We start from the raw sequence: 25,016 nt of genomic DNA, 5'->3' as shown, positions 1-25,016 counted from the left end.
ACACTTGATATGGCCGGCAGTATGCGGAAAATAGCCGGACGTTGTTTTCCCGGGGCCATGCAGGTAGTGGATCGTTTCCATGTTTCAAAGTTGGTTTATGAAGCTGTACAAGACCTTCGGATCGCTTATCGCTGGCAAGTAATGAAGGATGAGAACAGGAAAATCAAGGAAGCTAAAGCCAAGGGGAAAAGTCATGAACCTGAAGTGTTTAGCAATGGAGATACACTCAGACAGTTGTTAGCCAGAAGCCGGTACCTGCTGTTTAAGGCTCCGGACAAGTGGCTGCAAAGCCAGAAGACAAGAGCCCAAATACTCTTTGAACAGTTCCCGGATATAAAATCAGTGTACTATTACGCACTACGATTAGGGAAGATATTTTCAGACTATACAGATAAAGATGTGGCTCGTGCCAAACTCGCACTTTGGTATAATGAAATTGAGGAGTTTGGGTATGATACATTCACCACTGTTGCAAGTTCCATTGAGAATCATTACGAACGGATATTAAACTACTTTGTAAACAGGAGCACAAATGCTGCTGCGGAAGCTTTTAATGCAAAAATTAAAGCATTTAGGGCTTCATTTCGTGGAGTGGTAGATAAGAGGTTCTTTCTGTATAGATTAGCAAAGGTGTATGCATAAAGGGGAATTAACAAAGGTTAATCCCCCAAGAATTACAACTGAGCCATAAAAAAGTATCCTAACGGTTCATTCACCTTCCACATCAAAGACAACCTGAAAGCAAAATGCATGGAAATCCAATATGAGAATATAGACAAGTGTTGTGGTGTATATATTATATATGGTTATCGCAACAATAGTAAAGAAATCGTCTATATAGGCAGTTCAGGTCATTTTGAAAACAACTGCCCCATCTCTCGGAAAGGCGGCCTACGGAGAAGGCTCTATGGAAGGCAAAAAGATGAATCATCAGATAATCTCGTCTACAGAAGCATATTATGGCCTCAATTAATGGAAAAAGACTCTATCCATAAATTAGAGATATCCTGGTATGATACGGGAAAAGATGATAATCCTTTAATTATTGAGTTCTGCTTGATATTAACACACATTATCTACCACAAAAGATTACCGATATGGAATAATGAATTAAAGTTAGACAGGCGTTCAAAGAACGCCCTCGAAAAATTCATAACAGAGCAAAACATAACATCTTTAATCCCAACAATAAATCAGTAAGCCCGGATTTCCCCCCCCCCAATATATAGGGATTTTCACTTTACCATTGAAGACGCAAAGCCTAACAATTATCCAAAGAACGGATTTCTATGCTCCCACGACTCTTTCATTTACAGAAGTCAGAGGAACTGCCGCCCTTCTTCCTCTGACTCCTGATAAATCCCGTAAATAAAAGCCCCGTGACTGACAGATTCTTTTTCTTCCGATGTTCCCACTTAATTGGGAACGTGTTTCCTGTACGATGGGAACATATTCCCAATTCGGTGGGAACGCGTTTCCAGTTAACTGGGAATGAAGTTCCACCATGCAGAGATTGTGTGGCACTCGTATGCCGTTGACAATAAATATCTTGCGGGGATATTCCGCCGATTTATTCTTATCCGTTTGTTCTTATCTGTTTGTTCTTCACCGATCCGTTTCCGTTTGTCCGCTCCCGCCTGTCTGTTTACGCGGTCTCTCCGGTTGTGTTTCCCGGTGTAACTGTCGGCTTTTGCCTCCTGCCCCGAAGGGAGATGACTCCTTCCAACTCCCTTTAAATCCTGTAAATGAAAAAGCCGCAGCTGTACTCCTAAAAATAATCGGTACAAACCAGGAAAATAAAGACAAGAATGGTTATTTTTGCAACATACAACATACAATATAAAATCATAAATCCCTAACCCTATAGAACCATACCCGATATGAAGAAAATTTTTGCTTGCCTTACCCTGAGTTTCGCCGCCCTTACAGCCAATGCCGTAACTCCGCTCTGGATGCGCGATGTACAAATTTCACCCGATGGAACGGAAATCGCTTTCTGTTACAAAGGAGATATTTACAAAGTGCCTGCAACAGGCGGAATGGCGACACAACTCACCACACAGGAATCCTATGAATCCAACCCCGTCTGGTCACCGGACGGCAAACAAATAGCATTTGCCAGTGACAGGCACGGAAACTTTGACGTATTCGTAATGCCTTCCGACGGCGGAACGCCCCAACGCCTGACCACCAACTCCGCCGGGGAAATTCCATCGGCATTTACGCCCGACGGCAAATACATTCTCTTCTCAGCCTCCATTCAAGACCCTGCCGAAAGCGCCCTCTTCCCCCGCTCGGCAATGACCGAACTCTACAAAGTCCCCGCAACCGGCGGACGCACCGAACAGGTATTGGGTACACCTGCCGAAGCTGTCTGCTTCAACAAATCGGGTGACTTGTTCTTCTACCAAGACCAAAAAGGATTTGAGAACGAATGGCGGAAACACCACACCTCGTCCGTCACACGTGATATATGGATGTACGACACCCGGACAAGCAAACACACCAACCTCACCCAACGCCCCGGCGAAGACCGTAACCCCGTTCTTGCTCCGGACGGACAAACATTGTACTTCCTGAGCGAACGCAACGGCGGCTCGTTCAACGTATACACCTTCCCGCTTGACCGGCCCGAGGCAGTAAAGGCAGTGACCGCCTTCAAGACCCACCCTATACGCTTTCTTTCCATAAGCAACAACGGCACATTGTGCTACGGCTACGATGGTGAAATATACACACAACAGGCAAAATCGGCTACCCCGCAAAAAGTCCAAATAGAAATCACCCGTGATGACCGTCCGCAGACCGCCCGCCTGAATTACACCAACGGAGCCACTTCGGCCACCGTCTCGCCGGACGGCAAGCAGGTAGCTTTCATCGTCCGTGGCGAAGTTTTCGTTACCTCGGCAGATTATGCCACCACCAAGCAAATCACTCACACGCCCGCCAACGAAAGCCATTTGTCTTTTGCACCCGACAACCGCACCTTGGCCTACGACAGCGAACGTAACGGTAACCGGCAACTCTATCTTGCCACAATCGTCCGTAAGGAAGACCCTAATTTCCCCAACGCCACCCTTACAAAGGAGGAAGTACTGTTACCTTCCGCCACCGTCGAACGCGCCTGCCCGCAATTCTCACCGGATGGCAAGGAACTGGCATTTATAGAAGACCGTGTCCGCCTGATGGTACTCAACCTCGAAACAAAAAAAGTACGCCAGATTACTGATGGCTCCACTTGGTACAGCACAAGCGGCGGATTCGACTATGCCTGGTCGCCGGATGGCAAATGGTTCACCCTCGAATTTATCGGCAACAGACACGACCCTTATTCCGACATAGGCTTGGTAAGCGCGTTGGGCAACAGCCCCATTATCAACCTGACTAACAGCGGCTACATGAGCGGTTCACCCCGTTTTGCACTCGATGGGAATGCCATCCTTTTCAAAACAGAGCGTTACGGCATGCGTGCCCATGCCTCATGGGGCTCGCAAGACGATGCCATGCTCGTTTTCCTCAACCAAGACGCTTACGACAAATATTGCCTGAGCAAAGAGGATTACGAACTGCGCAAGGAGCTGGAAGCCGAACAGAAAAAAGAACAGGACAAGAATAATGCCTCTAAAGAGAAAAAGGACAGCAAGAAAAAGGACAGCAAGAAAAACGCGGAGCAAGAAAAAAACGGCAACGATACGTCTAAAGTAAAAGGAATCGTCGTCGAGTTGAAAGGCATCGAAGACCGCGTAGTGCGCCTCACCCCGAACTCCTCGGATATGGGCAGTGTCATCATCTCCAAAGATGGCGAAACCCTTTACTACTTCGCCGCCTTTGAAGACGGCTATGACCTTTGGAAAATGGATCTCCGCAAAAAAGAGACCCGGCTGCTTCACAAAATGGATGCCGGATGGGCTTCCATGGAAATGGACAAAGACGGCAAGAACTTATTCCTGCTGGGTGGAAAAACCATGCGGAAAATGAATGTGGCATCCAATGAGCTGAAGCCCATTACCTATCAGGCACAGGTCAAAATGGACTTGGCGGCAGAACGCGAATACATGTTCGACCATGTATACAAACAGCAACAGAAACGTTTCTACAACACCAATATGCACGGTGTGGACTGGGATGCCATGAGTGCCGCCTACCGCAAGTTCCTGCCCCACATCAGCAACAACTACGACTTTGCCGAACTGCTGAGCGAATGGCTGGGCGAACTGAACGTGTCGCACACCGGCGGCCGCTACTCTCCTTCCGGACAAAGCGAACCGACAGCCGGTTTAGGGCTGCTTTTCGACTGGAAATATCAAGACAAGGGCATGCGCATAGCCGAAGTAATAGAGAAAGGCCCGTTTGACAACGCCACCACCAAAGTAAAACCCGGCATCATCATTGAAAAGATTGACGGGACAGAGATTACCCCCGAAACGGACTACTACACATTATTAAATAATAAGACGAAAAGAAAAACCCTCGTCTCACTCTACAACCCACAGACCAAAGAACGTTGGGAAGAGGTGGTAATCCCAATAAGCAACGGCACATTGAGCGACCTGCTCTATACCCGCTGGGTGAAACAACGCGCGGCAGACGTGGCGAAATGGTCCAACGGACGTTTAGGCTATGTCCACATCCAGTCAATGGGCGATGACAGCTTCCGTTCCGTCTACTCGGACATTCTGGGCAAATACAACAATTGCGAAGGTATCGTTATCGACACACGATTCAATGGCGGCGGCCGCCTGCACGAAGACATAGAAATCCTGTTCAGCGGCAAGAAATACTTTACGCAGGTAGTCCGTGGCCGCGAAGCCTGCGATATGCCCAGCCGCCGCTGGAACAAACCGTCTATCATGTTGACGTGCGAGGCCAACTATTCCAATGCGCACGGCACCCCGTGGGTATACCGGCATCGGAATATCGGCAAACTGGTGGGCATGCCCGTCCCGGGAACAATGACCAGCGTGTCATGGGAACGCCTGCAAGACCCTTCTCTTGTATTCGGCATTCCCGTTGTAGGCTACCGCCTGCCCGACGGCAGCTACCTGGAAAACTCCCAATTGGAACCGGACATCCGAGTTGCCAACTCGCCCGAAGCCATCGTAAAAGGTGAAGACACCCAACTGAAAGTTGCCGTAGAAGAGTTACTGAAAGAATTGGAAACCGCCCGGTAAGGGGGTGTCCCGAAACGATAAAAGGCTTACATACTCACACAATCTTTCAGCCGCAGATGAGGCGGACGACGCAGACAAATCAAGAAAAGACCTGCGCCATCCGCCTCATCTGCGGCTGAAAGATTGTGTATAAACTGAAAGATTGCGTATAAGTTGTTTCAACGCACACTCTCTTCTGCGGCCGAAAGATAACGTACAAACTGTTTCAACGCACGCTCTCCGCTGCCTAAAAACAAACTTCCCGCTAATCGTCCATATCGTTCAGATGTATCTCCAATGCCTTCACCGAGATATAGATTTCGTACACCGAAATCGCAAGCGATACAATCAACAGCACCAAAGCAAAACCGAAGATATAGCCCGAAGCAAAATGAAGCCGGATGTAAATGAAGAACATACTGACTACACACAACAGCAAACTCGCTATGCCCGTCACCTGCATGGCGCGCGTCAGATACAACCGCTTGCGCAGGTTGGCAATCTGCGCAGCGGTCACGGACGAATGGTTCTTCTGGTGTTGCTCTTTCAAAGTGCGCACAAGGCTCGCATACGACAGAAAACGGTTGGTATATGCCAGCATAATCAAGGATATTGCCGAAAACAGCAAAGCGGGGGTGGTCAAATCTATTTCCATAAGACAGGTTCTTTAAATCTTTAGCGGTTGCAAAGATAGGCAATACTTTCTCCATCCGACTTTTTTCCGCTATCTTTGTTCCCGTGAAAAAGCTAATTCCCCAAGCCGGCAATTTCAGACGATGAAAGCATTGAACAAAGAAACAGCTATCGGCCGGATGAATACATTCGGCAGCAAAGACATCCCTTTCCTATTTATCATCGACTATACGCAGGAACATTCGTACGTTGAGCCCCTCGACAGTATAGACGCATCCGTCTGCCGCTACCGTTTCGGCAAGGATGGCAACACCCCCGATGCAGGCACACGGCATGCCGGACCGATAGACTGGGAGTTCACTCCCCCGCCTGCCGCCGGTTATCGCCGCTCTTTCGACATCGTGAAGCGCAACCTGCTGGACGGCAACAGCTATCTGACCAACCTGACATGCAAAGTGCCGTTGCACACCAACCTGTCGCTGCAGGACATATTCCTGCACTCCCGCGCCCTGTATAAACTTTGGCTGAAAGACCGTTTCGTCTGTTTCTCGCCCGAGATTTTCGTCCGGATGGAAGAGGGCAAGATAAAATCCTTCCCCATGAAAGGAACCATCGACGCCACCCTGCCCCACGCCGAAACGACATTGCTGGACGATGCCAAAGAAGCCGCCGAACACGCCACCATCGTCGACTTGATACGCAACGACCTCAGCATGGTTTCCGACCACGTCACCGTAACCTCCTATCGCTACATAGACCGCCTGCAAACCAACAGAGGACCCATCCTGCAAACAAGTTCCGAGATATGCGGCACGCTGCCCGCCGATTACACAAGACACCTGGGCGACATCCTTTTCAGGCTACTGCCCGCCGGCTCCATCACCGGCGCTCCCAAACTGCGCACCATGCAGATTATCGCCGAAGCGGAAGGCTACGAGCGGGGATTCTACACCGGAGTCATGGGCCGCTACGCCAACGGACGGCTGGACAGCGCCGTCATGATACGGTTCATCGAACAGGAGAACGGGCAACTCTATTTCAAAGCCGGAGGCGGCATCACCGCCCAAAGCCGGTGGGAAAACGAATACCACGAAGTAAAACAGAAAATATATGTGCCGATTTATTGAGACCATACGCGTGGAGAACGGCAAAGCGCGCAACCTGCCCTACCATGAACAGAGACTGAACGGCACCCGGGCACACTTCTGGCCCGGAAGCCCCGTCGTGCAACTGGCAGAATGCCTGCCCGCCGTCCCGGCAAACGGCATACAGAAGTTGCGCATAGTCTACGGGGCGGACGGCATTGAGGAAGCAACCTGCACTCCCTACACCCTACGCCCTGTCCGTGCGCTGGCGTTGATGCAAGCCGACGACATGGATTATGCCTATAAAAGCACCGACCGCACGGCGCTCAACCGGCTGTTTGCACGGCGCGGTCCTTACGATGACATCCTGATTGTCCGCCGGCATCTGCTCACCGATACCAGCATCGCCAACATCGCCCTCTTCGACGGCAAGCACTGGCACACTCCGCGACACCCTTTGCTGAAAGGCACCAAACGCGCCGAACTGTTGGACAAAGGCATACTGACCGAAAAGGACATACGCACGGAAGACCTGCCCTCCTACTCCACCATCCGCCTTTTCAATGCGATGATAGACTGGGGCGAACTGGAGTTCTCCACCGGCAGCCTGCAACCGATATGCTGAAAAGCCACGGCTCTTTTTCTTTCATTTTGTCTTTTCACCCTTTTACCCTTTTTGTCCTTTCTTGTCCCTTCACCTTTTTACTCTTTTCTCCTTTTGTCTTTTTGTCATTCCGCCCGTTTCTTCTGACAATTTGTATTTCCCGTTGCCCCAGAATCGGCTGTTTCCGTCCTTGCGTACTGCCGGCGGAAAAAACGGAACGAAAAACGCCCATCTTACAGGCAGCCAGCGCAATAGCGAAATATTTACAAACAAACCGGCGGGAAAAAGCGCCGGAAATGCCGCGTGCGGGCATCCTGTTTCACGGATATTGATGCTTGTGGCAATAGATATCAATGCCGCCCATGATAGGCATTAGTGTCTGTCATGATAAACACTAATGCCTGTCACGACAGATGTCAATGCCTGTCGGCTGAAACACCAGCATCCAACGCCTGAAACACTTGTATCCAACAGCGGAAACATTCGTGTCCATCGGCTGAAAGTTCCCGTTTCTGCATAAACAGCGCATATCCATCGAAAACAAGAGCATATCTATCCGCACTTTATGCACGATGCTCCTGTTTCGGCAACAAGCGGCAGGAAGGAGAGTAAGAGAAAAGGCGGTTTTGCCGCCTTTTTGTCATGAAGCGGACGGATAGCGCTTCACTTTGCACCCGCAGTTCTTTCATTTCCCAAAGATTTGTCCTACTTTTGCATCAGAGTATAAAAGATTCCATTATCGTAACATTACCAATACAACCATGCGTCATACCGTCTCCATCCCCGATGCCCCGCTGCATGCCGCCATCCGGCTGCCGGCATCCAAAAGTATCAGCAACCGCGCGCTTATCCTGCACGCCCTTGCCCACGGCAAACAAACGCCCTGCAACCTGAGCGACTGCGATGATACCCGCGTCATGATACGTGCGCTGCAAGGCAAACCCGAACACATAGACATTATGGCGGCAGGAACAGCCATGCGCTTTCTCACCGCCTACCTCAGCGTAACGCCCGGCACCCGAACCATCACCGGCACCCAACGCATGCAGCAACGCCCCATCCGCATACTGGCAGATGCCCTGCGGCAGCTTGGCGCCGACATCGAGTATGCAGGCAACGAAGGCTTCCCGCCGCTGCGCATCACGGGCACGGAGCTGCAAGGCAATGAAACAACCCTTGCCGGAAACGTCAGTTCGCAATACATATCCGCGTTGCTGATGATAGGCGCGGTCCTTCCCGAAGGGCTGCACCTGCACCTCACAGGCAACATTATCTCCCGTCCCTATATCGACCTCACGCTGCAACTGATGCGCGACTTCGGCGGACGTGCCGAATGGACTTCCGGACACAGCATCACCGTCTGTCCCGGCGGCTACCGGGACGTCCCGTTCACCGTAGAGAGCGATTGGAGCGCGGCATCCTACTGGTATCAGATACTGGCACTGAAAGGAAACGAGGACAGAAAGAAGCGCGAACCGCTGGAAAAGAAAAAGGAATGCACGATAGAACTCCTCGGACTGTTCCCCCACAGTTGTCAGGGCGACAGCCGCGGTGCGGAGATTTTCTCCCGTCTGGGCGTGCATACCGAATATACGGAAAGAGGTGTGCGGCTGACGCCGGCGGGCACGCCCGTCACCCGCCTCGAAGAAGATATGGTGGACATTCCCGACCTTGCACAGACCTTTGTCGTGACGTGCTGCCTGATGGATATCCCTTTCCGCTTCACCGGCTTGCAAAGCCTTAAAATCAAGGAGACCGACCGCATCGCCGCCCTTATCACCGAACTGCGCAAATTGGGCTATCCGATACATTCCGAAGAAGACAGCATCCTGTCGTGGAACGGGACACGCTGCCCCGCCGAAACCAACCCTGTCATCTCCACTTACGAAGACCACCGCATGGCGATGGCATTCGCACCCGCCTGCATCGCACTGCCGCAGATAGTGATTGACGAGCCGCAGGTAGTATCCAAATCCTATCCGGGCTATTGGGAAGACTTAAAGAAAGCGGGCTTCATAATCTCTCACGACCTTTGCATTGAGGGGAGTTAGAGGGGTTATCACTTCGCATCGCTTCGCCAGGAATTAAAGGAGTTGGAGCCGATACACCGGAGTTAGAATTGATACCCTTGTGTATGACATTGTTACAGAAGTACCGGCTTTAACTACCAAGCCGGCTTGCCGGCTGATAACTCCTTTTAACTCCTCCAACTCCTGCAAATGAAAAAGCCGTGACAATCTCCGCAGAACAAGGGCAAAAGTGGCGGCAGATACGAAAACAATGCGTATCTTTGTCTGTTCTATCTAACAAGGACGCTTTTTTCAAGAAAAGAGAATGTATGTGGATACTGATTATTAGCCTGATAGCCCTTGCCGCCGTAGCAGCAGCCGCCGGAACCGTGCGCAACCGCCGCCTGCAAAAGAAGATTGACAACGGCGAGTTGGATGCCATGCCCGAAGTGCAGGAAGTGGACATGGAGTGTTGCGGACAGCACGAGGTATGCGAAAAAGAGAGCCTGCTTGCCGCCGTCAGCAAGAAAATAGAATATTACGACGACGAGGAGCTGGACAAATACATCGGAACCGCTCCCGACGGATATACCTCCGAACAGGAAGAGGAGTTTCGCGATGTGTTCTACACCATGCAGTCGGAAGATGTGGCAGGATGGGTGCGCAGCCTGCAACTGCGGGGCATTGCACTGCCGGACAACATAAAAGACGAAGTGTTCCTGATAGTAGGAGAAAGAAGAACCAATCACTGACCGCCTAATCAACATTCACTAACCATCTTTTCAATAATCACTGACCGCCTAATCAATAATCACCTAATTACACCCCGCCCTTCCCCATGGAACTGTTGCAATACACTTTCTTTCAACACGCCCTTATCGGCAGCCTGCTGGCAAGCATTGTTTGCGGCATTATCGGTACGTATATCGTTACCCGCCGGCTGGTATTCATCAGCGGCGGACTGACGCACGCTTCTTTCGGCGGCATAGGACTGGGGTTGTATGCCGGAATTTCACCGATTCTTTCGGCAGCGGTCTTCTCGGTGTTGTCGGCGTTCGGCGTAGAGTGGCTCAGCAGGCGGAAAGACATGCGCGAGGACTCTGCCATCGCCGTGTTCTGGACGCTGGGGATGGCATTGGGCATTATCTTCACATTCCTGTCTCCCGGGTTTGCTCCCGACCTCTCCGCCTATCTGTTCGGCAACATCCTGACAATCACGTCGGGAGACATCGCCCTGTTGGGCGGGTTGGCAATAGTGCTTATCCTGTTCTTCTCGTTTTTCCTGCACCCGATAATCTACGTGGCATTCGACCGCGAATTTGCCCGCTCGCAAGGAATACCCGTGCAAGCGTTTGAATATGTGCTGATGATGTTCATCGCACTGACCATCGTGGCGTGCCTGCGCATGGTGGGCATCGTGCTGGTAATCTCTCTGCTGACAATTCCGCAAATGACGGCAAATCTTTTCTCGCACAGGTTTCACCGCATCATCTGGCTGTCTGTCGGCATCGGATACCTCAGTTGCCTGGGCGGGCTGCTCTTTTCATACTATCTCAATGTGCCTTCGGGAGCTGCCATTATCTTCTTCTCCATTATTATTTACGCCATCTGCAAAGGAGGGAAAAGCCTTATGCACTGTTTTTGAGGAAACGGCCGGGGAGGAGTTGCCGGACAAGGCTCTTGCATTTAATAAAAGAGTTAAAGGGGATTAAAGAAGTCAGGGGAGTCAAAGGAGTTAGAGGAGTTATCACTTCGCATCGCTTCGCCGGTAGTTAAAGGAGTTAAAGCCGATACTCTTGCGTATGATATTATTACAGAAGTATCGGCTTTGACTCCTAAACCGGCTTGGTGGCTGATAACTCCCTTTAGCTCCTGACGAAGCGATAACTCCTTTAAATGCAAAAGCCGTAGTTACCGAAGGAAATAAATCAGAAATCTAAAATCAGAAATCTAAAATCTTCCTATCTTTGTACACAAAATACAAGACAATGGAAATCAAAATTCAGTCATTAGACCAGATTCATGAAGCCGCCCGCCAATTCATCGAGGCAATGGGCGACAACACCGTGTTCGCCCTTTACGGCAAAATGGGAGCCGGGAAAACCACCTTTATCAAGGCCGTATGCGAAGAGCTCGGCGTGTCCGATGTCATCACCTCTCCCACTTTCGCCATCGTCAACGAATATCGTTCCGATATCGCCGGAGAGTTGATTTACCACTTCGACTTCTATCGCATAAAGAAACTGGAAGAGGTGTACGACATGGGTTACGAGGATTACCTGTACAGCGGTGCGCTCTGTTTCATCGAATGGCCGGAACTGATTGAGGAACTTCTGCCGGGAAATGCCGTAAAGGTCACTATTGAAGAAGTGGAGAACGGCGAACGGAAGGTTGCCATGGAACCCATGGATTAGAGTCCGCGCAAATCATTCATTAACCATCAATCGCTTTACAATGCCCCAATACATTGTCCAAGGTATCTTCGCCATTGCGGGAAGCCTCTCTCTATTGGCTGCAATTTTTGATTGGAATTGGTTCTTTACCGCCCAAAACACACAGTTTGTCGTACGGAATGTAGGTCGCCGGCAAGCACGCTGGTTTTACGGTGTATTGGGCGGGATACTTATCGGGACGGCGGTGTTCTTTTTTCTGAATACTCCGCCGGCAGCATAAAAAGGGGGAGGCTTTAAGGTCTCTCTTTTTTATACTTGTCATGTTATGTTTATTGTTTGCTTGTATTGGCTGGGAGTCATTCCCGCAAACTCTTTAAACCGTTTTATGAAATAACTGGGAGAACTGAACCCCAATTGCATAGACAGTTCTGTTATTGGAATATCCGGTTGCCGCTCAATACGTTTACAGGCTGATTTGAGCTTGATGTTTATAATAAACTCGTTGGGAGTCATACCTGTTATCGCTTTTATCTTTGCAAAATACCTGGTCCGGCCGATACGGAGTTCTTGTGCAAGAAAGTCGACACCGAATACCGGATTCTCCAAATTGCTTTCTATTAATTCAATGGATTTATCCAACAAAGCCTGGTCCAAAGCAGAGGTAGCTATTAAATCGCTGCCGGAACCACTTTCCTTGGCATATTTCCGTTGCAACGCCTTGCGCAGATTAATCAGATTATTACATCTGGCAATCAACTGTTCAACACTAAACGGCTTGCATATATAATCATCAGCCCCTATCTTCAGTCCTTCGATAATGTATTCGGAAGCAGTTTGTGATGTCAGCAAAATGACAGGAATATGGGAAGTCTTTATGTTGTTTTTCAGTTTCTGACACAACTCTGTTCCGGACATTTCAGGCATAACCACGTCACTGATTATGATGTCCGGCAGAGCAGATAAGGCGGCTTCATATCCTTTTACTCCATTTTCTGCCGTTTCCACATTGTAGAGCGGAGAAAAGACTTCGGCAAGCAGTTGCCTGAGTTCACGGTTGTCTTCTATAATCAACAGTTTATGATGTTTCTCGTTGTTTTCTTTTTCTTCCGAGCCGTTCTCATAAGACGTATTTGTAGAAATGAAATCAGCGGTATGCAGACCGTGGTCTTCTATAATGGGAAGATTTTCCTGAATATTGCCGGAAGGGTATTTGATGCCGGTTGGCAATTGTATCGTGAAACAACTACCTTTTCCTTTGATGCTTTTAACCGTAATGGTTCCTTTATGCGCTTCCACTATACTCTTCGTATAGGCTAAGCCAATGCCTGTTCCGATGTTATTGGTAAAGCAAGTATTATCTGTCTGATAAAATCTCACGAATATATTTTCCAATTCTCCGGGGCTAATTCCTACACCGGTATCTGAAATTTCCAACGCGGCCTTCATATTCTCATATTTTAACCGCACAAGAATACTCCCATTCTCCGGAGTGAATTTGAAAGCATTGGATAACAGATTGAACAGCGCTTTCTCAATCAATTGTTTATCAAAATAGAAAGATATGTCATCTTGCCCGGCAAGCAATGTCAAGCTTATCTTTCTTGTGTGGGCATACTCTTTGAAAGAGTCCACCACATTATTGGCTACTTCTATCAAGTTATAGCAATTTACTTTTAAGGGGGTAAAACCCTGTTCTTGTTTTCTGAACTCCATCAACTCCGTAATAAGCTGATTTAATCGGGTGATGTTTTTCCAGACACTGAGCAATCTTGCATTCAGCTTGGGAGGTACACCTCTACTCTGCAACAATAACTCCACCTGGTTGGATATAAGCGTCAAAGGGGTTTTGAATTCGTGAGATATGTTGGTGAAAAAACGCAGTTTACTTTGATTAAGTTGTTCCATATTCCTCTTTTGTTCCTTTTCCATTTTTAGGGACGAGCGTAAAATGATTACTTGATATGCTTCGTATAGCAGCACAATAGTGAGCAGAACATATAATAAATAAGCAAAAGGGGTCTGATAGAAAGGAGGCTTTATCAGGATATCAAGTTTACGCTCCGGAAATGTCCCATCAGCCAACGCTACATCTCCTTGAATACGAAGCGTGTACTTGTCCGGTGACAAATTTGTATAGTTTATCTCGTTTAAACTGTTAGTGCGTTTCCACTCTTTGTCAAAAGGTTCCAATTTATACTTTATACCACAGGTCAAAGAAGCCGCATAATTATTGGTATATGCTCTGACTCCTATGGCATGCTGATTATGGGACAATTCAATCTTGTCAGTATAAAAAACAGATTGCTTAAGCATATCACCGGTCGAGTCTATCTCCAAGGGAGTATCATTGACGGAAAACTCAGATATACCTACTTGATAATACTCCGGTTTGTTGAAAATTTGCTTTAAAGGGAATGAGCAGAACATATTGGTTCCTCCCAAATAGACATTATTGTTTCGGTCCAGAAACAGGCAGTTGCTGTTTACCCGGAAAGTGGATAAAAACCGGCTCTTATCAATATGGGTAATGTTTTCTTCATCATCTATATAAACAAGCCCTTCATTGGTAACAATAAGAATGCCGCCATGCTTGTCTTCGCACATATCTATAATGTCTTTCATCCGGATGGCATCTGTGGCAAAGGGTTCTAATTCCGCCTCTCCTTTTCTTTTCCGGAATATCCCATGCCTGGAAGTACCTATCAGGATATCCCCATTCCGGTTCTCAATAATCTTGTTGACTATACAGTTCTCCGATTTACGAATGCAAATCTGCTGCCATGATTTATTGAGCAGGTCATAGCAAAGTAATTGATTCCGGACAGCAATCCACAGTTGTTTTTGAGAGTCTAACAGGATGGTGGTCACAGACATTCTCTGTAGGTCTATCTGTTCGGAAGAGAGGATGGTGCTTTGGTTTGTATGAGTATCGAATATGCTGATACCGTTATGCGTGGCTATTATCAGGGAGTCATTATAAGGGATAATTTCCCTGATACTATTATCGTGCAATACGTTTTTAAGAAATACCTGGGTCGATTTATTTTTCAGATTGTATCTTTTAAGTCCATCAAGCAGTGTTCCAATCCATAAAATGTTATTTCGCTTATCCAGATATAAAGTCTGAACATTATCCGCAAACGGCAGTCTTCTCAAGCTTTTGGCATGTGTATCGAAAAAATATAATCCATCCCGCTCGGTTGCCATCCACAGGTTGCCTTCATTATCCTCTACGGTCTTTCCAAAGATAGCATGTTTGGATGGGGAGGACGGCATCGAATCCTTTGTGATGAAATGATAGGAAAACGTGCTGTGTTCAGGATGAAAGCAATTTATCTCACCATAAAATGAACCACTCCAGATGGTGCCTTGCTTATCTTGCATCAAGCAATAAATGGATGCATCACTCAAAGTGCGGGCATTCTCATTAATAAATTCATATTGGAAGAATTTTCTTTCTTTTTTATCGTATTTATTTAGTCCATTGAATGTTGCAACCCATAAGTTACCTGCATTGTCCTCGCAAATGGACCGCACGATGTTGCTTGAAATACAATTGTTATTATCTTCAGAATGACAAAAATTGCGGATATTCTCATCATTGTCAATAAGAAACAATCCATTCCTTCGAGTAGCAACCCATATTTTTTGTTCTGAATCAATGTATAACTGACGTATCTGATTGATACTTGATAATATTTGCTTGATTTCCTTGTTTCTTCTAATAAGGAAGATACCGTCATTTCTGGTACCTATGTATAGATTTCCTTTAGAAGTTTCAGTGATACAATCGATTATGCAAGAGTCCCCGGGCAAATGCAAATACAGTTTCAACGTATTGTTTTTCCACCGGTAAATCCTATTTTTATGACCTATCCATAGGCAAGAGTCCGAGTAATACATGCATTGTGAGCAAGAGGTTATTTTACGGAACCGGTCTTTTTGCAGGTTATATTCTATGATGCCCGAACGGGTCTCTATATAAATGTGACCGTTTTGATCACCCGTTATGGAACGTATCAGTTCTTCTGCATTCGGAATATCATTATAAAGCCTTTGTATGAATTTCATTTGAGTCCCATCATACCTGACTAATCCTCTTTTCGTTCCGAACCATATCATCCCGAATTCATCCTGATACATGGCATGAATTGTAGACTGATGCATTCCCTTATTAATGGATATATGCGACGCATGCAGCTTTATACTGTTATTCGCCCAAAGAGATATACAGGAGACATTTCCTATTAGTATATAAAGTATTAGCAAAATGGTGTTTTTCATATATCTATTACTGATTGTAATACAAAAATAACGCTTCACTTGCAGACTCGATAATACAATCGTTCAAATAATAGCAATATTGTCCTTTTTAGCCAAGAGAGGGTTTTGCGGATGAAATAAACATATATAAGAATTCTCATCTTATTCGAGAGCTGTTTTTTTCCATAGTTTTGCGACCAAGAGTTATAATCTAAAAATAAAGCCATGACACATCGACAGATTAAAATTGTATCGGTTCTTTTGTTTTCCTTTATAGCAATTTCCACTATAAAAGGACAGGACATTTCTCAAAGCGATAGAGAATATTGGGTACATACCTTACTAAAGATAGCCGATCCGGTATTGAGCAACTTGAGTAAGGACCAACTGAAGAAGAATATCCCTGTTGGGCGCTCCTCATCTGCAAAAGCCAGTAGCAGGGAGTTTATCACGCACATGGAATCGGTGGGACGAACCATTGCGGGAATAGCACCGTGGTTGGAATTGGGACCGGATAAAACAGTCGAAGGAAAGTTGCGTGATAAATACATTAAAATGGCCTGCAAGGGGTTGAAGAATTCCGTAGACCCTCATGCTGATGATTATTTTAACAGTACGGCCACACGGCAGATCTTGGTGAACAGTGCCTTTTTGATACAAGGATTGTTACAGGCACCCACTCAGTTATGGGGAAATCTTGATGATAAGACTCAACAACGTTTAATGGAACAATGGAAATCGACACGTACAATGAAGCCGGGGAATAATAATTGGCTGTTGTTTTCTGCGATGGTGGAGTGCGGGTTGAAAAGTTTCGGTAATGAATGGAATTTTGAAGTAGTAGAGAAGGCTATTTCATCGCATGAGCAATGGTATAAAGGAGACGGAGTTTATGGAGATGGGGAGAATTTCCATTTGGATTATTACAATAGTTATGTCATTCATCCTATGTTGTTACAGGTTTTGAAAGTTGTAGTAAAACATGACTCATCTTATCAGGAACTTTTAAATCGGGAGTGGGAGCGTTTCATGAGATATGCGGAAAATCAGGAACGTATGATTGCACCGGATGGAAGTTATCCGGTATTGGGACGTTCGGTTAGTTATCGCTCTGCTGCTTTTCAGGTTTTGGGAGCCAGTGCATTGTTTCATAAACTCCCGCCAAGTTTGAAAGCAGGTCAAGTACGGGGGGCAATGACTGCTATGTTGAAGCGGTTGTTTGAGCAACCCGGCACCTTTGATAAAAACGGTTGGTTAACAATCGGAGTGTGCGGGGAGCAACCGGAATTGGGAGACTCTTATTTATCAACTCCTTGTGTCTATCTCTGTTCTTTAGGTTTTCTTCCTTTAGGACTACCGGAAAATGACATCTTCTGGTCAGCTCCTCTTTCCCCGTGGACCAGCGTTAAAGCCTTTTCCGGAGAGGAGTTTCCCATAGATAAATTTATGAAACCATAATCAATATACCATAGAATCATGAAAAAGAATATTGTTAGCTGTACTTTGTTCCTGTTAATAAGTTTGTGTGGTTATTCACAAAATCCATCCGGATTGGAAGACCGGGCTTATTGGATTGACATACTAACTCAAATAGCCGACCCGGTATTGGAAAATATGAGCAAGGGGGAACTGAAGAAGAAAATGCCGGTAGAAACCATATCCGGTGCATTGAATCCTCCCAATATGCGTACTACCCACTTAGAAGCTTTGGGACGTTTGTTAGTTGGCATGGCTCCTTGGCTGGAACTCGGCCCTGATGAAACAGAAGAGGGAAAATTGAGAAATAAATATATACGTCTGATGCTTCTCTCCATAGATAATGGTTTCAATCCCGAGTCTCCTGATTATTTAAATTTTGTGGTGACACGACAGCCGTTGGTGGATGCCGCTTTCTTCTGTCAGGGGATATTGCGTGCTCCTAAACAAATTTGGGGAAATCTTTCGGACAAGACTCGTCAGAATGTATTGAATGCATTGCAGGAGATACGTAAGATAAAACCGATAGAGAGTAATTGGTTATTATTTTCGGCAATGGTAGAAGCCACTTTACTGGAATTGACAGGAGAATGCAATATGAAGCCGGTCAACTATGCCATTATGCGCTTTAAAGAATGGTACAAGGGTGATGGATGGTATGGTGATGGAGCAGACTTGCATATGGATTATTACAATAGCTATGTGATTCATCCGATGCTGTTGGATGTTCTGGAAGTGATGCAAAAGCATGCAAAAGGTGAAGAAGAATTTTATCGGTTGGAGAAAAAGCGCTTTTCCAGATATGCGGAACAACAAGAAAGAATGATTTCTCCGGATGGAGCGTATCCGGTGATAGGGCGGTCAATAGCCTATAGGTTCGGGACGTTTCATGTACTATCCCAAGCTGCATTGAAAGATTTGTTGCCAGTATCGGTTACAAAGGCACAGGTTAGATGTGCTCTGACAGCCGTCATAAAGAAACACATGTCAGTTAAAGGGAATTTTGATGCAGATGGATGGCTGACATTAGGATTTGCAGGTCATCAACCACAGATAGCAGAAAGATATATATCCACGGGAAGCCTCTATCTGTGTACAGCAGTTTTCACCGCATTGGGACTTTCCGCTACCGATGAATACTGGAATACCCCATATACCGAATGGACTGGAAAGAAAATATGGTGTGGAAATTCAAATGTTAAACTCGACAAGGCTATAAAACCCTGAAAATAAATTTTCAGGGTAAAAAAGTGACATTACAATCTTATATTAGTCAAATCTGCTCTCAGGATATTACCTATTTTGAATCTGATGCCAATGAGATACAATACAAAATAACTACTGAATTTTAGTATTAACCATTTAAGTATTAATAACCATGCATGAGAAGCACTATTTATTCATGAAATTATGCTTGTTCTTCTGTATAATCAGTTTGTCAATAGGCATTTGTGCCCAAAATTTTGTAGTCACAGGGAAAGTGATGGCCAATGGCGAAAGCGTCATAGGAGCAACTGTGCAAGTGAAAGGGAAAATAACCGGTACTATCACCGATATTGATGGTAATTATCGGTTAACATTGGAAAATTCCAAAGAGACTCTCGTTTTTTCATTTATTGGTTATCAGTCTAAAGAGATTACGGTTAATGGAAAGAATGTGATTAACGTGGAACTGGAAGAAGATGTCGCTCAATTGGAAGAGGTTGTTGTTGTTGGTTATGGAACGATGAGAAAAAAAGATCTCACTGGAGCAATAACCCGTATCTCTACAGAAAATACGACGCAGTCGGTAACCAGTGTAACCGAAATGCTGCGTGGCACGGTAGCCGGATTTTCAGCCGGATTCGGAACTTCTGCCAAGGGTGGCGGCTCTATGCTGATTCGTGGTGAAAAATCCATTAATGCCAGCAATTCTCCTTTAATTGTATTGGACGGAGTAATCTTTAACGGTGATTTGGTGGACATCAATCCCAGTGACATTGAAACGATTGATATTTTGAAAGATGGTAGTTCTGCTGCTGTTTACGGATCACGTGCGGCTTCGGGAGTGGTCGTCATATCAACCAAACAGGGTAATGAAGGAAAACCGGTCATCAATTTTGATATGAAAATAGGTATGCAGAATTTGACTCGTAATCAGCGTCCTTTTAATGGGCAGGAATATATGGTTATGAGAAGGGATGAAAAAATCCGTAGTAATCCTTCCCGCCCTTCAGGGTACTTTCACAATCCGGATAATTTGCCACAAGGAATTGATTTGGATACCTGGCTATCGTATACAGGAGCATCAGCGAATTCAAATCCTACAGAAATCTGGTTGAACCGCCTGGCATTTTCCACCACAGAGATAGATAATTACCTGGCAGGAAGAGAGACTGATTGGTATGATGCTTCTTTCCAAAATGCTTTGCGTCAAGACTATAATGTTAGTATCTCCGGAAAGAATGATAAGGTTTCTTATTATTGGTCATTAGGGAATATCAATAATCAAGGAGTTGTTGTTGGGGACAAATATAGGACAATTCGCTCACGTTTAAATTTAAAAGCAAATGTCACAGATTGGTTTCAGATAGGTCTGCAGGCACATTATGCTACCCGTAATGAAAGTGTGGATGAAGTTGATTGGGAAGAAGCCATCCAAGCCAGCCCTTGGGGCAGTAAATATGAAGAGGATGGTTCTTTGAAGTTCTATCCTAATGACGATAACATGAGTACGAATCCTTTCGCTAATTATGAACAGCGTGATCGTTTCAATGTGTCTCAGACATTCAATGCCACATTGAATGCAAAGATTACATTGCCATGGGGATTTGCTTATGAAATGAACTATTCAGACTATAACAGCTGGCAAAAGAACCATTATTTCGATCCATCTACCAGTATGGCCGGCGAAAAGTACAAGGGACATGCGGTTCGGCGCAATAATAGTGCACATTCCTGGATGCTTGACAATATTTTGAGATGGAACCATACATTCAACAAAATACATAAATTCGATTTGACTCTTTTATTCAACCTCGAAAAGAATGAGACTTGGTCGGATAAAGCCGAGAATTCCAATCTTACCCCTTCCGAAGTACTTGGTTGGCATGCTATTGCAAATGGGACAAATCCGATTGTAGGAAGCGATGATACTGTAGATACCGGAAATGCAATGATGGCGAGACTAAATTACAATTTAATGGATCGTTATTTGTTTACAGCTTCTTTCCGGCGTGATGGTTACTCGGCATTTGGTTCTAATAATCCGTATGCTAATTTCCCTGCATTTGCATTCGGTTGGAGAATGAGTGAAGAACGTTTCATAAAGCCTGTTGCATGGATTGATAATCTGAAACTTCGCTTATCTTGGGGAATCAATGGCAATCGGAGTATCGGACGTTATGCAGCTTTGGCAAATTTGGATTCGGAGAAGTATTTGCACAATGGAAATACGGTTATAGGTATTTATGCAACCCGCCTTCCTAATGAAGATTTAAAATGGGAGAAGACTGAAGCGTATAATATCGGATTAGACTTCTCCTTTTTGGGAAATCGTTTAAACGGAACGATAGAAGGTTACTACATGTCAACAAAAGATTTATTATTGACCCGCTCTTTACCGGACATTATTGGTTTCTCCGGAGTAACAGCCAATTTGGGAGAAGTTCGAAATAAAGGTTTTGAGGTATCTTTAAATTCAGTAAATATCAATCAGAAAAATTTTAAATGGTCTTCTTCTTTTATCGCTTCTCTTAACCGGAACGAAATAGCTCATTTATATGGTGAAACAGTAGATGTTTTAGATAAAGATGGAAATGTAATAGGTCAGAGAGAAGATGATGACATTCAGAATGGCTGGTATATCGGGCATGCTTTGGATGAAATTTATGACTATAAGATTTTAGGAGTATGGCAGGAAAATGAACGTGAAGAGGCTGCCAAGTATGGTAAGGAACCGGGTGACTTTAAAATATGGGATGCAAATAATGACGGAGAATATTTACCCGAGGATGATAAAGTTTTCCAAGGATATAAGCGTCCCCGATTTTCATTCGGCATAGGTAATACAATGGAATTCTTTAAATGTGTGGACTTCTCGTTTTTTATTCGCTCAGATCTCGGACATAAATCTTCCAATAGCCATTACGCTCATCCCACAGACTATTATTACGATCGTGTTAACGCTTATAAATATGATTATTGGACTCCTGAAAATCCGACTAATGAATTTGCACGGTTAGGCTCAAATACAAAATCTCCCTCATTTAAAGTGTATAAAAACCGTTCGTTCGCACGTTTGCAGGAAGTGTCGCTTGCCTATAGAATACCTAATAAGACAGCTTCTAAATGGAGCCTCTCTAACGCACGTATTTATGTGAACATTTCTAATCCATTCTTGATAACCGGATGGGACTATTGGGACCCTGAATCATTGTCTCCGGCACCGCGTACGTTTACTTTCGGTATCAATTTTTCATTATAAAACAACAAATATGAAAACACAAATAACATTCAAAAAAGTACAGTGTGCATTCACCGCATTCCTGTTTTCCGCATGTTTAGTTTCTTGTAATGATTGGCTAAAACCGGAGCCTTTGTCATTCTACTCTCCCGAGAATACTTATGTCACAAAAGAGGGGTTGGAAGGTGGCTTGATTTCTTGCCGTGCAATGATACGTCCGGAATTTATAGGTAATAATTCTTATACCTGCACGGAGTTAATGACTTCAGACGTTGCCGTGGCCGGAAATATCGTAGCCCAAACTTTAAAGAATTTCGAAATTCAGTTGAAACCGGGAGCCTATGGAGATTCTCAAATCGGTACTTTCTGGAGTGAAGGTTATAGTGCCATTCAGAAAGCAAATACGATTATATCACGTGTACAAGCTGCTGAAGAGATTACTGAAAATGAAAAAAACGCCATTTTGGCTGAAGGATATTTTCACAGAGCTTATTGGTATTATAAATTGGTAAATCAATTCGGTGATGTCCCTTTTATCGGGGAAGAGGTTACAACTCCTAAACTGGATTTTTATTCGCATACACGTAGCAGTATTTTAAAACGTTTGCGACAAGATATGCTGTTTGCCGTTCGGCATTTACCGGAAAATGTTCCGCATGATGCCGTTTCCAAAGCAGCAGGAAGTCATCTGCTGGCTAAAATATGCTTGGCATGCTGTGATTTTGACGGAGCCGTCAATGCCGCTACTGCTGTTATAGATCATAGCCAACATAAACTGATGGAAAAAAGATTCGGGAATAATATGGCAAACACTCAATATAATATTATAAGTGATCTTTTTAATAGGGAGAACATCAATTCTTCTGCCAATCTAGAGGGCATCTTCCTGGTTGAGGACAAACGGCTGACTGAAGGAGGGACCTCTACCGGTTCTTACCGGATGAGAGACCTTGTACCCTGCTGGTGGAATGCAAACACCAATAATGATCCGGATGGTAAACGCGGAACGATAGACAAAGCTGCCGGACAACCTCAAATAGGACAGGTAGGACGTGGAATCGGCAGAATCAGGACAACTGACTATTTCAACTATGAAATATGGGACTCCAAAGAAGACTACCGTCATACTGCTCCTAATTGGTTGAATATGGAAGACATGGTTTATAATAATCCGGCATCCAAATATTACGGGCAACCGTTACAAAAGGAATATTGCGTAGATACCATTTATGCCTGGAGCCCGATGATGCATTATAAAACTTTTGTCCCTGAAGACAACAAACCTGATACTCCTCAAGGTGGATATACGGACTGGTATGTATTCCGTCTGGCAGAAACTTACTTATTAAGGGCTGAGGCTTATTATTGGAAAGGGAATTTGGATGCTGCAATGAACGATATCAATAAAATCAGGGTACGCGCCAATGCCACGAAGATAACGAATGCCCAACAAGTAACCATTGAATACATATTAGATGAACGTGCCAGAGAACTATTCTTTGAAGAACCTCGCAAAACGGAATTGACCCGTGTTGCTTTTATTATGGCAGAAAAGGGATTGAATGGTTATTCACTCAGTAATATTTCAGAAAAGAATTATTACTATGACAGGATGATGAGATATAATAACTTCTTTCGCGAGAAGATTAATCATAATGGTATTAATACATATACGATTAAACCTTATCATATATTATGGCCTGTTCCAGAGAACGCAATTGCTTCCAACTCCAGAGGTCGCATAAACCAGAATTTAGGCTATCCGGGAGCCGACCAGAACGTACCGGCATTAGAAGTTGAACAATAAATTATAAAAAAACATGAAGAAAATTTTAGTTTTGTTTTTGTTATCAATAGGTTACGGTTTACATGCCCAACAATTCTCGGCTGGGATGAAAAAAGCTGATATAGTGAAAGTTTGCAATGCAGTAGCCCAATGGCAGATAAATCATCAAAAAGAGGTAAAACATCATCCTTTGGATTGGACAAACGGCGCACTGTACCGAGGTATGACCGAGTGGGGAAAAGTTTCCGGCAATGAAGCATGTTATGATTTTGTACATGAAATTGGAGAGAAACACAATTGGAACATGTGGGATCGTGTTTATCATGCAGATGATATCTGTGTGGGACAGGCGTTTATCGAAATGTATCGTAAACTGGGAGACAAACGCATGTTACAACCGGTAATGGAACGGGCATATTACATTGCTACCCATCCATCGAAAGCTCCTTTATTGAAAACGGATGCAGTAGGCACATTGGAACGTTGGTCGTGGGCGGATGCTTTATTCATGGCACCTCCGGTATATGCCGCTTTGTATACAATAACGGGAGATTATGTTTATTTGAATTACATGAATAACGAATATAGGGAATGTGTCGATTCATTATATGACGAAGCATATTCTCTCTTTTATAGAGACAATAAGAGAATTCCAATGCGTGAGAAAAATGGTGCCAAACAATTTTGGGGACGTGGCAATGGTTGGGTATTTGCAGGACTTCCGTTGATTATAGACAATCTTCCGATAGATTGCGAATCACGCCACTATTACATTCAACTGTTTGTAAAGATGGCTGAGGCTGTACGTAAGACTCAATGTGAAGGCGGGGATTGGCGTACAAGTTTGCTCGATCCGGATTCTTACGATATGCCCGAAAATAGCTGTTCCGCTTTTATGTGTTACGGAATCGCATGGGGTCTCAGGAATGAGTATTTGTCTAAACGTACTTATAAATCCGTACTCGAAAAAGGATGGCAGTCATTAGTTAAAGCAGTACATACGGATGGAAAATTAGGATATATACAACCTGTGGGAGCTGCTCCTAAAGCAGCAGGACGTGATGCTACTGATGTATATGGTATAGGTGCTTTCTTATTGGCAGGTAGTGAATTATATAAAATGATAAAGAAATAAACTGTTCCTATGAAGCGGAGTTGCCTGTTCTTATACAG

General features: G+C 45.0%; 16 protein-coding genes and 1 pseudogene. 14 read left to right on the top strand and 3 right to left on the bottom strand.

Features of this window, described 5'->3' with window-relative positions; genetic code table 11:
• Both QZ327_RS09215 and QZ327_RS09210 read left to right on the top strand, forming a co-directional pair.
• Positions 1-642: transposase (locus QZ327_RS09215; protein ID WP_294618781.1), on the top strand; the 642-nt coding region annotated here is incomplete at its 5' end.
• Positions 643-1,880: 1,238 nt separating this feature from the next.
• Entirely contained in the window at positions 1,881-5,171 is a 3,291-nt protein-coding gene (locus tag QZ327_RS09210) for a S41 family peptidase (RefSeq protein ID WP_294618780.1), read from the top strand.
• Between the two features lie 244 nt (positions 5,172-5,415).
• Here QZ327_RS09210 and QZ327_RS09205 read toward each other — a convergent pair whose 3' ends face one another.
• Positions 5,416-5,805 (bottom strand): DUF2721 domain-containing protein, encoded by a 390-nt coding sequence (locus QZ327_RS09205; RefSeq protein ID WP_294618779.1) that lies wholly within the window; start codon positions 5,803-5,805, stop codon positions 5,416-5,418.
• Between the two features lie 121 nt (positions 5,806-5,926).
• Between QZ327_RS09205 and QZ327_RS09200 the strand changes: the two genes are divergently transcribed.
• The 7 genes from QZ327_RS09200 to QZ327_RS09170 all read left to right on the top strand — a co-directional run bounded on the left by QZ327_RS09200 (position 5,927) and on the right by QZ327_RS09170 (position 12,154).
• Positions 5,927-6,910, top strand: coding sequence for an aminodeoxychorismate synthase component I (locus tag QZ327_RS09200; protein WP_294618778.1), 984 nt, complete (start codon positions 5,927-5,929; stop codon positions 6,908-6,910).
• On the top strand, positions 6,894-7,493 hold the full coding sequence (locus QZ327_RS09195) for an aminotransferase class IV family protein (RefSeq protein WP_294618777.1): 600 nt from the start codon (positions 6,894-6,896) through the stop codon (positions 7,491-7,493). The genes QZ327_RS09200 and QZ327_RS09195 overlap by 17 nt, the downstream gene beginning before the upstream one ends.
• Before the next feature lie 740 nt (positions 7,494-8,233).
• The gene (locus QZ327_RS09190) at positions 8,234-9,523 is read left to right on the top strand and encodes a 3-phosphoshikimate 1-carboxyvinyltransferase (protein ID WP_294618776.1); all 1,290 of its coding nucleotides are present in this window, start codon (positions 8,234-8,236) and stop codon (positions 9,521-9,523) included.
• A 287-nt stretch (positions 9,524-9,810) separates the two neighbouring features.
• Complete coding sequence (locus tag QZ327_RS09185) at positions 9,811-10,233, top strand: phospholipase (protein WP_294618775.1); 423 nt, start codon at positions 9,811-9,813, stop codon at positions 10,231-10,233.
• An 86-nt stretch (positions 10,234-10,319) separates the two neighbouring features.
• Entirely contained in the window at positions 10,320-11,126 is an 807-nt protein-coding gene (locus tag QZ327_RS09180) for a metal ABC transporter permease (protein WP_294618774.1), read from the top strand.
• Positions 11,127-11,469: 343 nt separating this feature from the next.
• Entirely contained in the window at positions 11,470-11,895 is a 426-nt protein-coding gene (tsaE, locus tag QZ327_RS09175) for a tRNA (adenosine(37)-N6)-threonylcarbamoyltransferase complex ATPase subunit type 1 TsaE (protein ID WP_294618773.1), read from the top strand.
• A gap of 40 nt (positions 11,896-11,935) precedes the next feature.
• Positions 11,936-12,154 (top strand): immunity 17 family protein, encoded by a 219-nt coding sequence (locus tag QZ327_RS09170; RefSeq protein WP_294618772.1) that lies wholly within the window; start codon positions 11,936-11,938, stop codon positions 12,152-12,154.
• A 38-nt stretch (positions 12,155-12,192) separates the two neighbouring features.
• On the opposite strand, the gene QZ327_RS09165 is transcribed toward QZ327_RS09170, so the two are convergent.
• The gene (locus QZ327_RS09165; RefSeq protein ID WP_294618783.1) at positions 12,193-14,886 is read right to left on the bottom strand and encodes a hybrid sensor histidine kinase/response regulator transcription factor; all 2,694 of its coding nucleotides are present in this window, start codon (positions 14,884-14,886) and stop codon (positions 12,193-12,195) included.
• A 339-nt stretch (positions 14,887-15,225) separates the two neighbouring features.
• Positions 15,226-15,777 (bottom strand): annotated as a pseudogene (locus tag QZ327_RS09160) (two-component regulator propeller domain-containing protein); the annotation flags it as partial.
• A 585-nt stretch (positions 15,778-16,362) separates the two neighbouring features.
• Between QZ327_RS09160 and QZ327_RS09155 the strand changes: the two are divergent.
• From QZ327_RS09155 to QZ327_RS09135, 5 genes are all read left to right on the top strand, one after another.
• Positions 16,363-17,595, top strand: a complete 1,233-nt coding sequence (locus QZ327_RS09155; protein WP_294618771.1) for a DUF2264 domain-containing protein — start codon at positions 16,363-16,365, stop codon at positions 17,593-17,595.
• Between the two features lie 18 nt (positions 17,596-17,613).
• Positions 17,614-18,840: a DUF2264 domain-containing protein gene (locus tag QZ327_RS09150; protein WP_294618770.1), complete on the top strand. Its 1,227-nt coding sequence runs from the start codon at positions 17,614-17,616 to the stop codon at positions 18,838-18,840.
• A 208-nt stretch (positions 18,841-19,048) separates the two neighbouring features.
• A complete protein-coding gene (locus tag QZ327_RS09145; protein ID WP_294618769.1) occupies positions 19,049-22,078 on the top strand; it encodes a TonB-dependent receptor in 3,030 nt (1,009 codons plus the stop codon).
• A gap of 10 nt (positions 22,079-22,088) precedes the next feature.
• On the top strand, positions 22,089-23,864 hold the full coding sequence (locus QZ327_RS09140) for a RagB/SusD family nutrient uptake outer membrane protein (protein ID WP_294618768.1): 1,776 nt from the start codon (positions 22,089-22,091) through the stop codon (positions 23,862-23,864).
• Positions 23,865-23,877: 13 nt separating this feature from the next.
• Positions 23,878-24,978: a glycoside hydrolase family 88 protein gene (locus tag QZ327_RS09135; RefSeq protein ID WP_294618767.1), complete on the top strand. Its 1,101-nt coding sequence runs from the start codon at positions 23,878-23,880 to the stop codon at positions 24,976-24,978.
• Positions 24,979-25,016: the final 38 nt, after the last annotated feature.

Source organism: uncultured Bacteroides sp., assembly GCF_910578895.1.
Lineage (GTDB): Bacteria > Bacteroidota > Bacteroidia > Bacteroidales > Bacteroidaceae > Bacteroides.
Note: the sequence above shows the minus strand (reverse complement) of the source record. Positions and strands in the feature narration are given on the sequence as shown.

Excerpts from the sequence above, each read along its gene's own strand:
- QZ327_RS09135 (WP_294618767.1), top strand. The coding sequence starts at position 23,878 with ATGAAGAAAATTTTAGTTTTGTTTTTGTTATCAATAGGTTACGGTTTA.
- QZ327_RS09150 (WP_294618770.1), top strand. The coding sequence starts at position 17,614 with ATGAAAAAGAATATTGTTAGCTGTACTTTGTTCCTGTTAATAAGTTTG.
- tsaE (WP_294618773.1), top strand. The coding sequence starts at position 11,470 with ATGGAAATCAAAATTCAGTCATTAGACCAGATTCATGAAGCCGCCCGC.
- QZ327_RS09140 (WP_294618768.1), top strand. The coding sequence starts at position 22,089 with ATGAAAACACAAATAACATTCAAAAAAGTACAGTGTGCATTCACCGCA.
- QZ327_RS09170 (WP_294618772.1), top strand. The coding sequence starts at position 11,936 with ATGCCCCAATACATTGTCCAAGGTATCTTCGCCATTGCGGGAAGCCTC.
- QZ327_RS09205 (WP_294618779.1), bottom strand. The coding sequence starts at position 5,805 with ATGGAAATAGATTTGACCACCCCCGCTTTGCTGTTTTCGGCAATATCC.
- QZ327_RS09195 (WP_294618777.1), top strand. The coding sequence starts at position 6,894 with ATGTGCCGATTTATTGAGACCATACGCGTGGAGAACGGCAAAGCGCGC.
- QZ327_RS09210 (WP_294618780.1), top strand. The coding sequence starts at position 1,881 with ATGAAGAAAATTTTTGCTTGCCTTACCCTGAGTTTCGCCGCCCTTACA.
- QZ327_RS09180 (WP_294618774.1), top strand. The coding sequence starts at position 10,320 with ATGGAACTGTTGCAATACACTTTCTTTCAACACGCCCTTATCGGCAGC.
- QZ327_RS09190 (WP_294618776.1), top strand. The coding sequence starts at position 8,234 with ATGCGTCATACCGTCTCCATCCCCGATGCCCCGCTGCATGCCGCCATC.
- QZ327_RS09200 (WP_294618778.1), top strand. The coding sequence starts at position 5,927 with ATGAAAGCATTGAACAAAGAAACAGCTATCGGCCGGATGAATACATTC.
- QZ327_RS09185 (WP_294618775.1), top strand. The coding sequence starts at position 9,811 with ATGTGGATACTGATTATTAGCCTGATAGCCCTTGCCGCCGTAGCAGCA.
- QZ327_RS09155 (WP_294618771.1), top strand. The coding sequence starts at position 16,363 with ATGACACATCGACAGATTAAAATTGTATCGGTTCTTTTGTTTTCCTTT.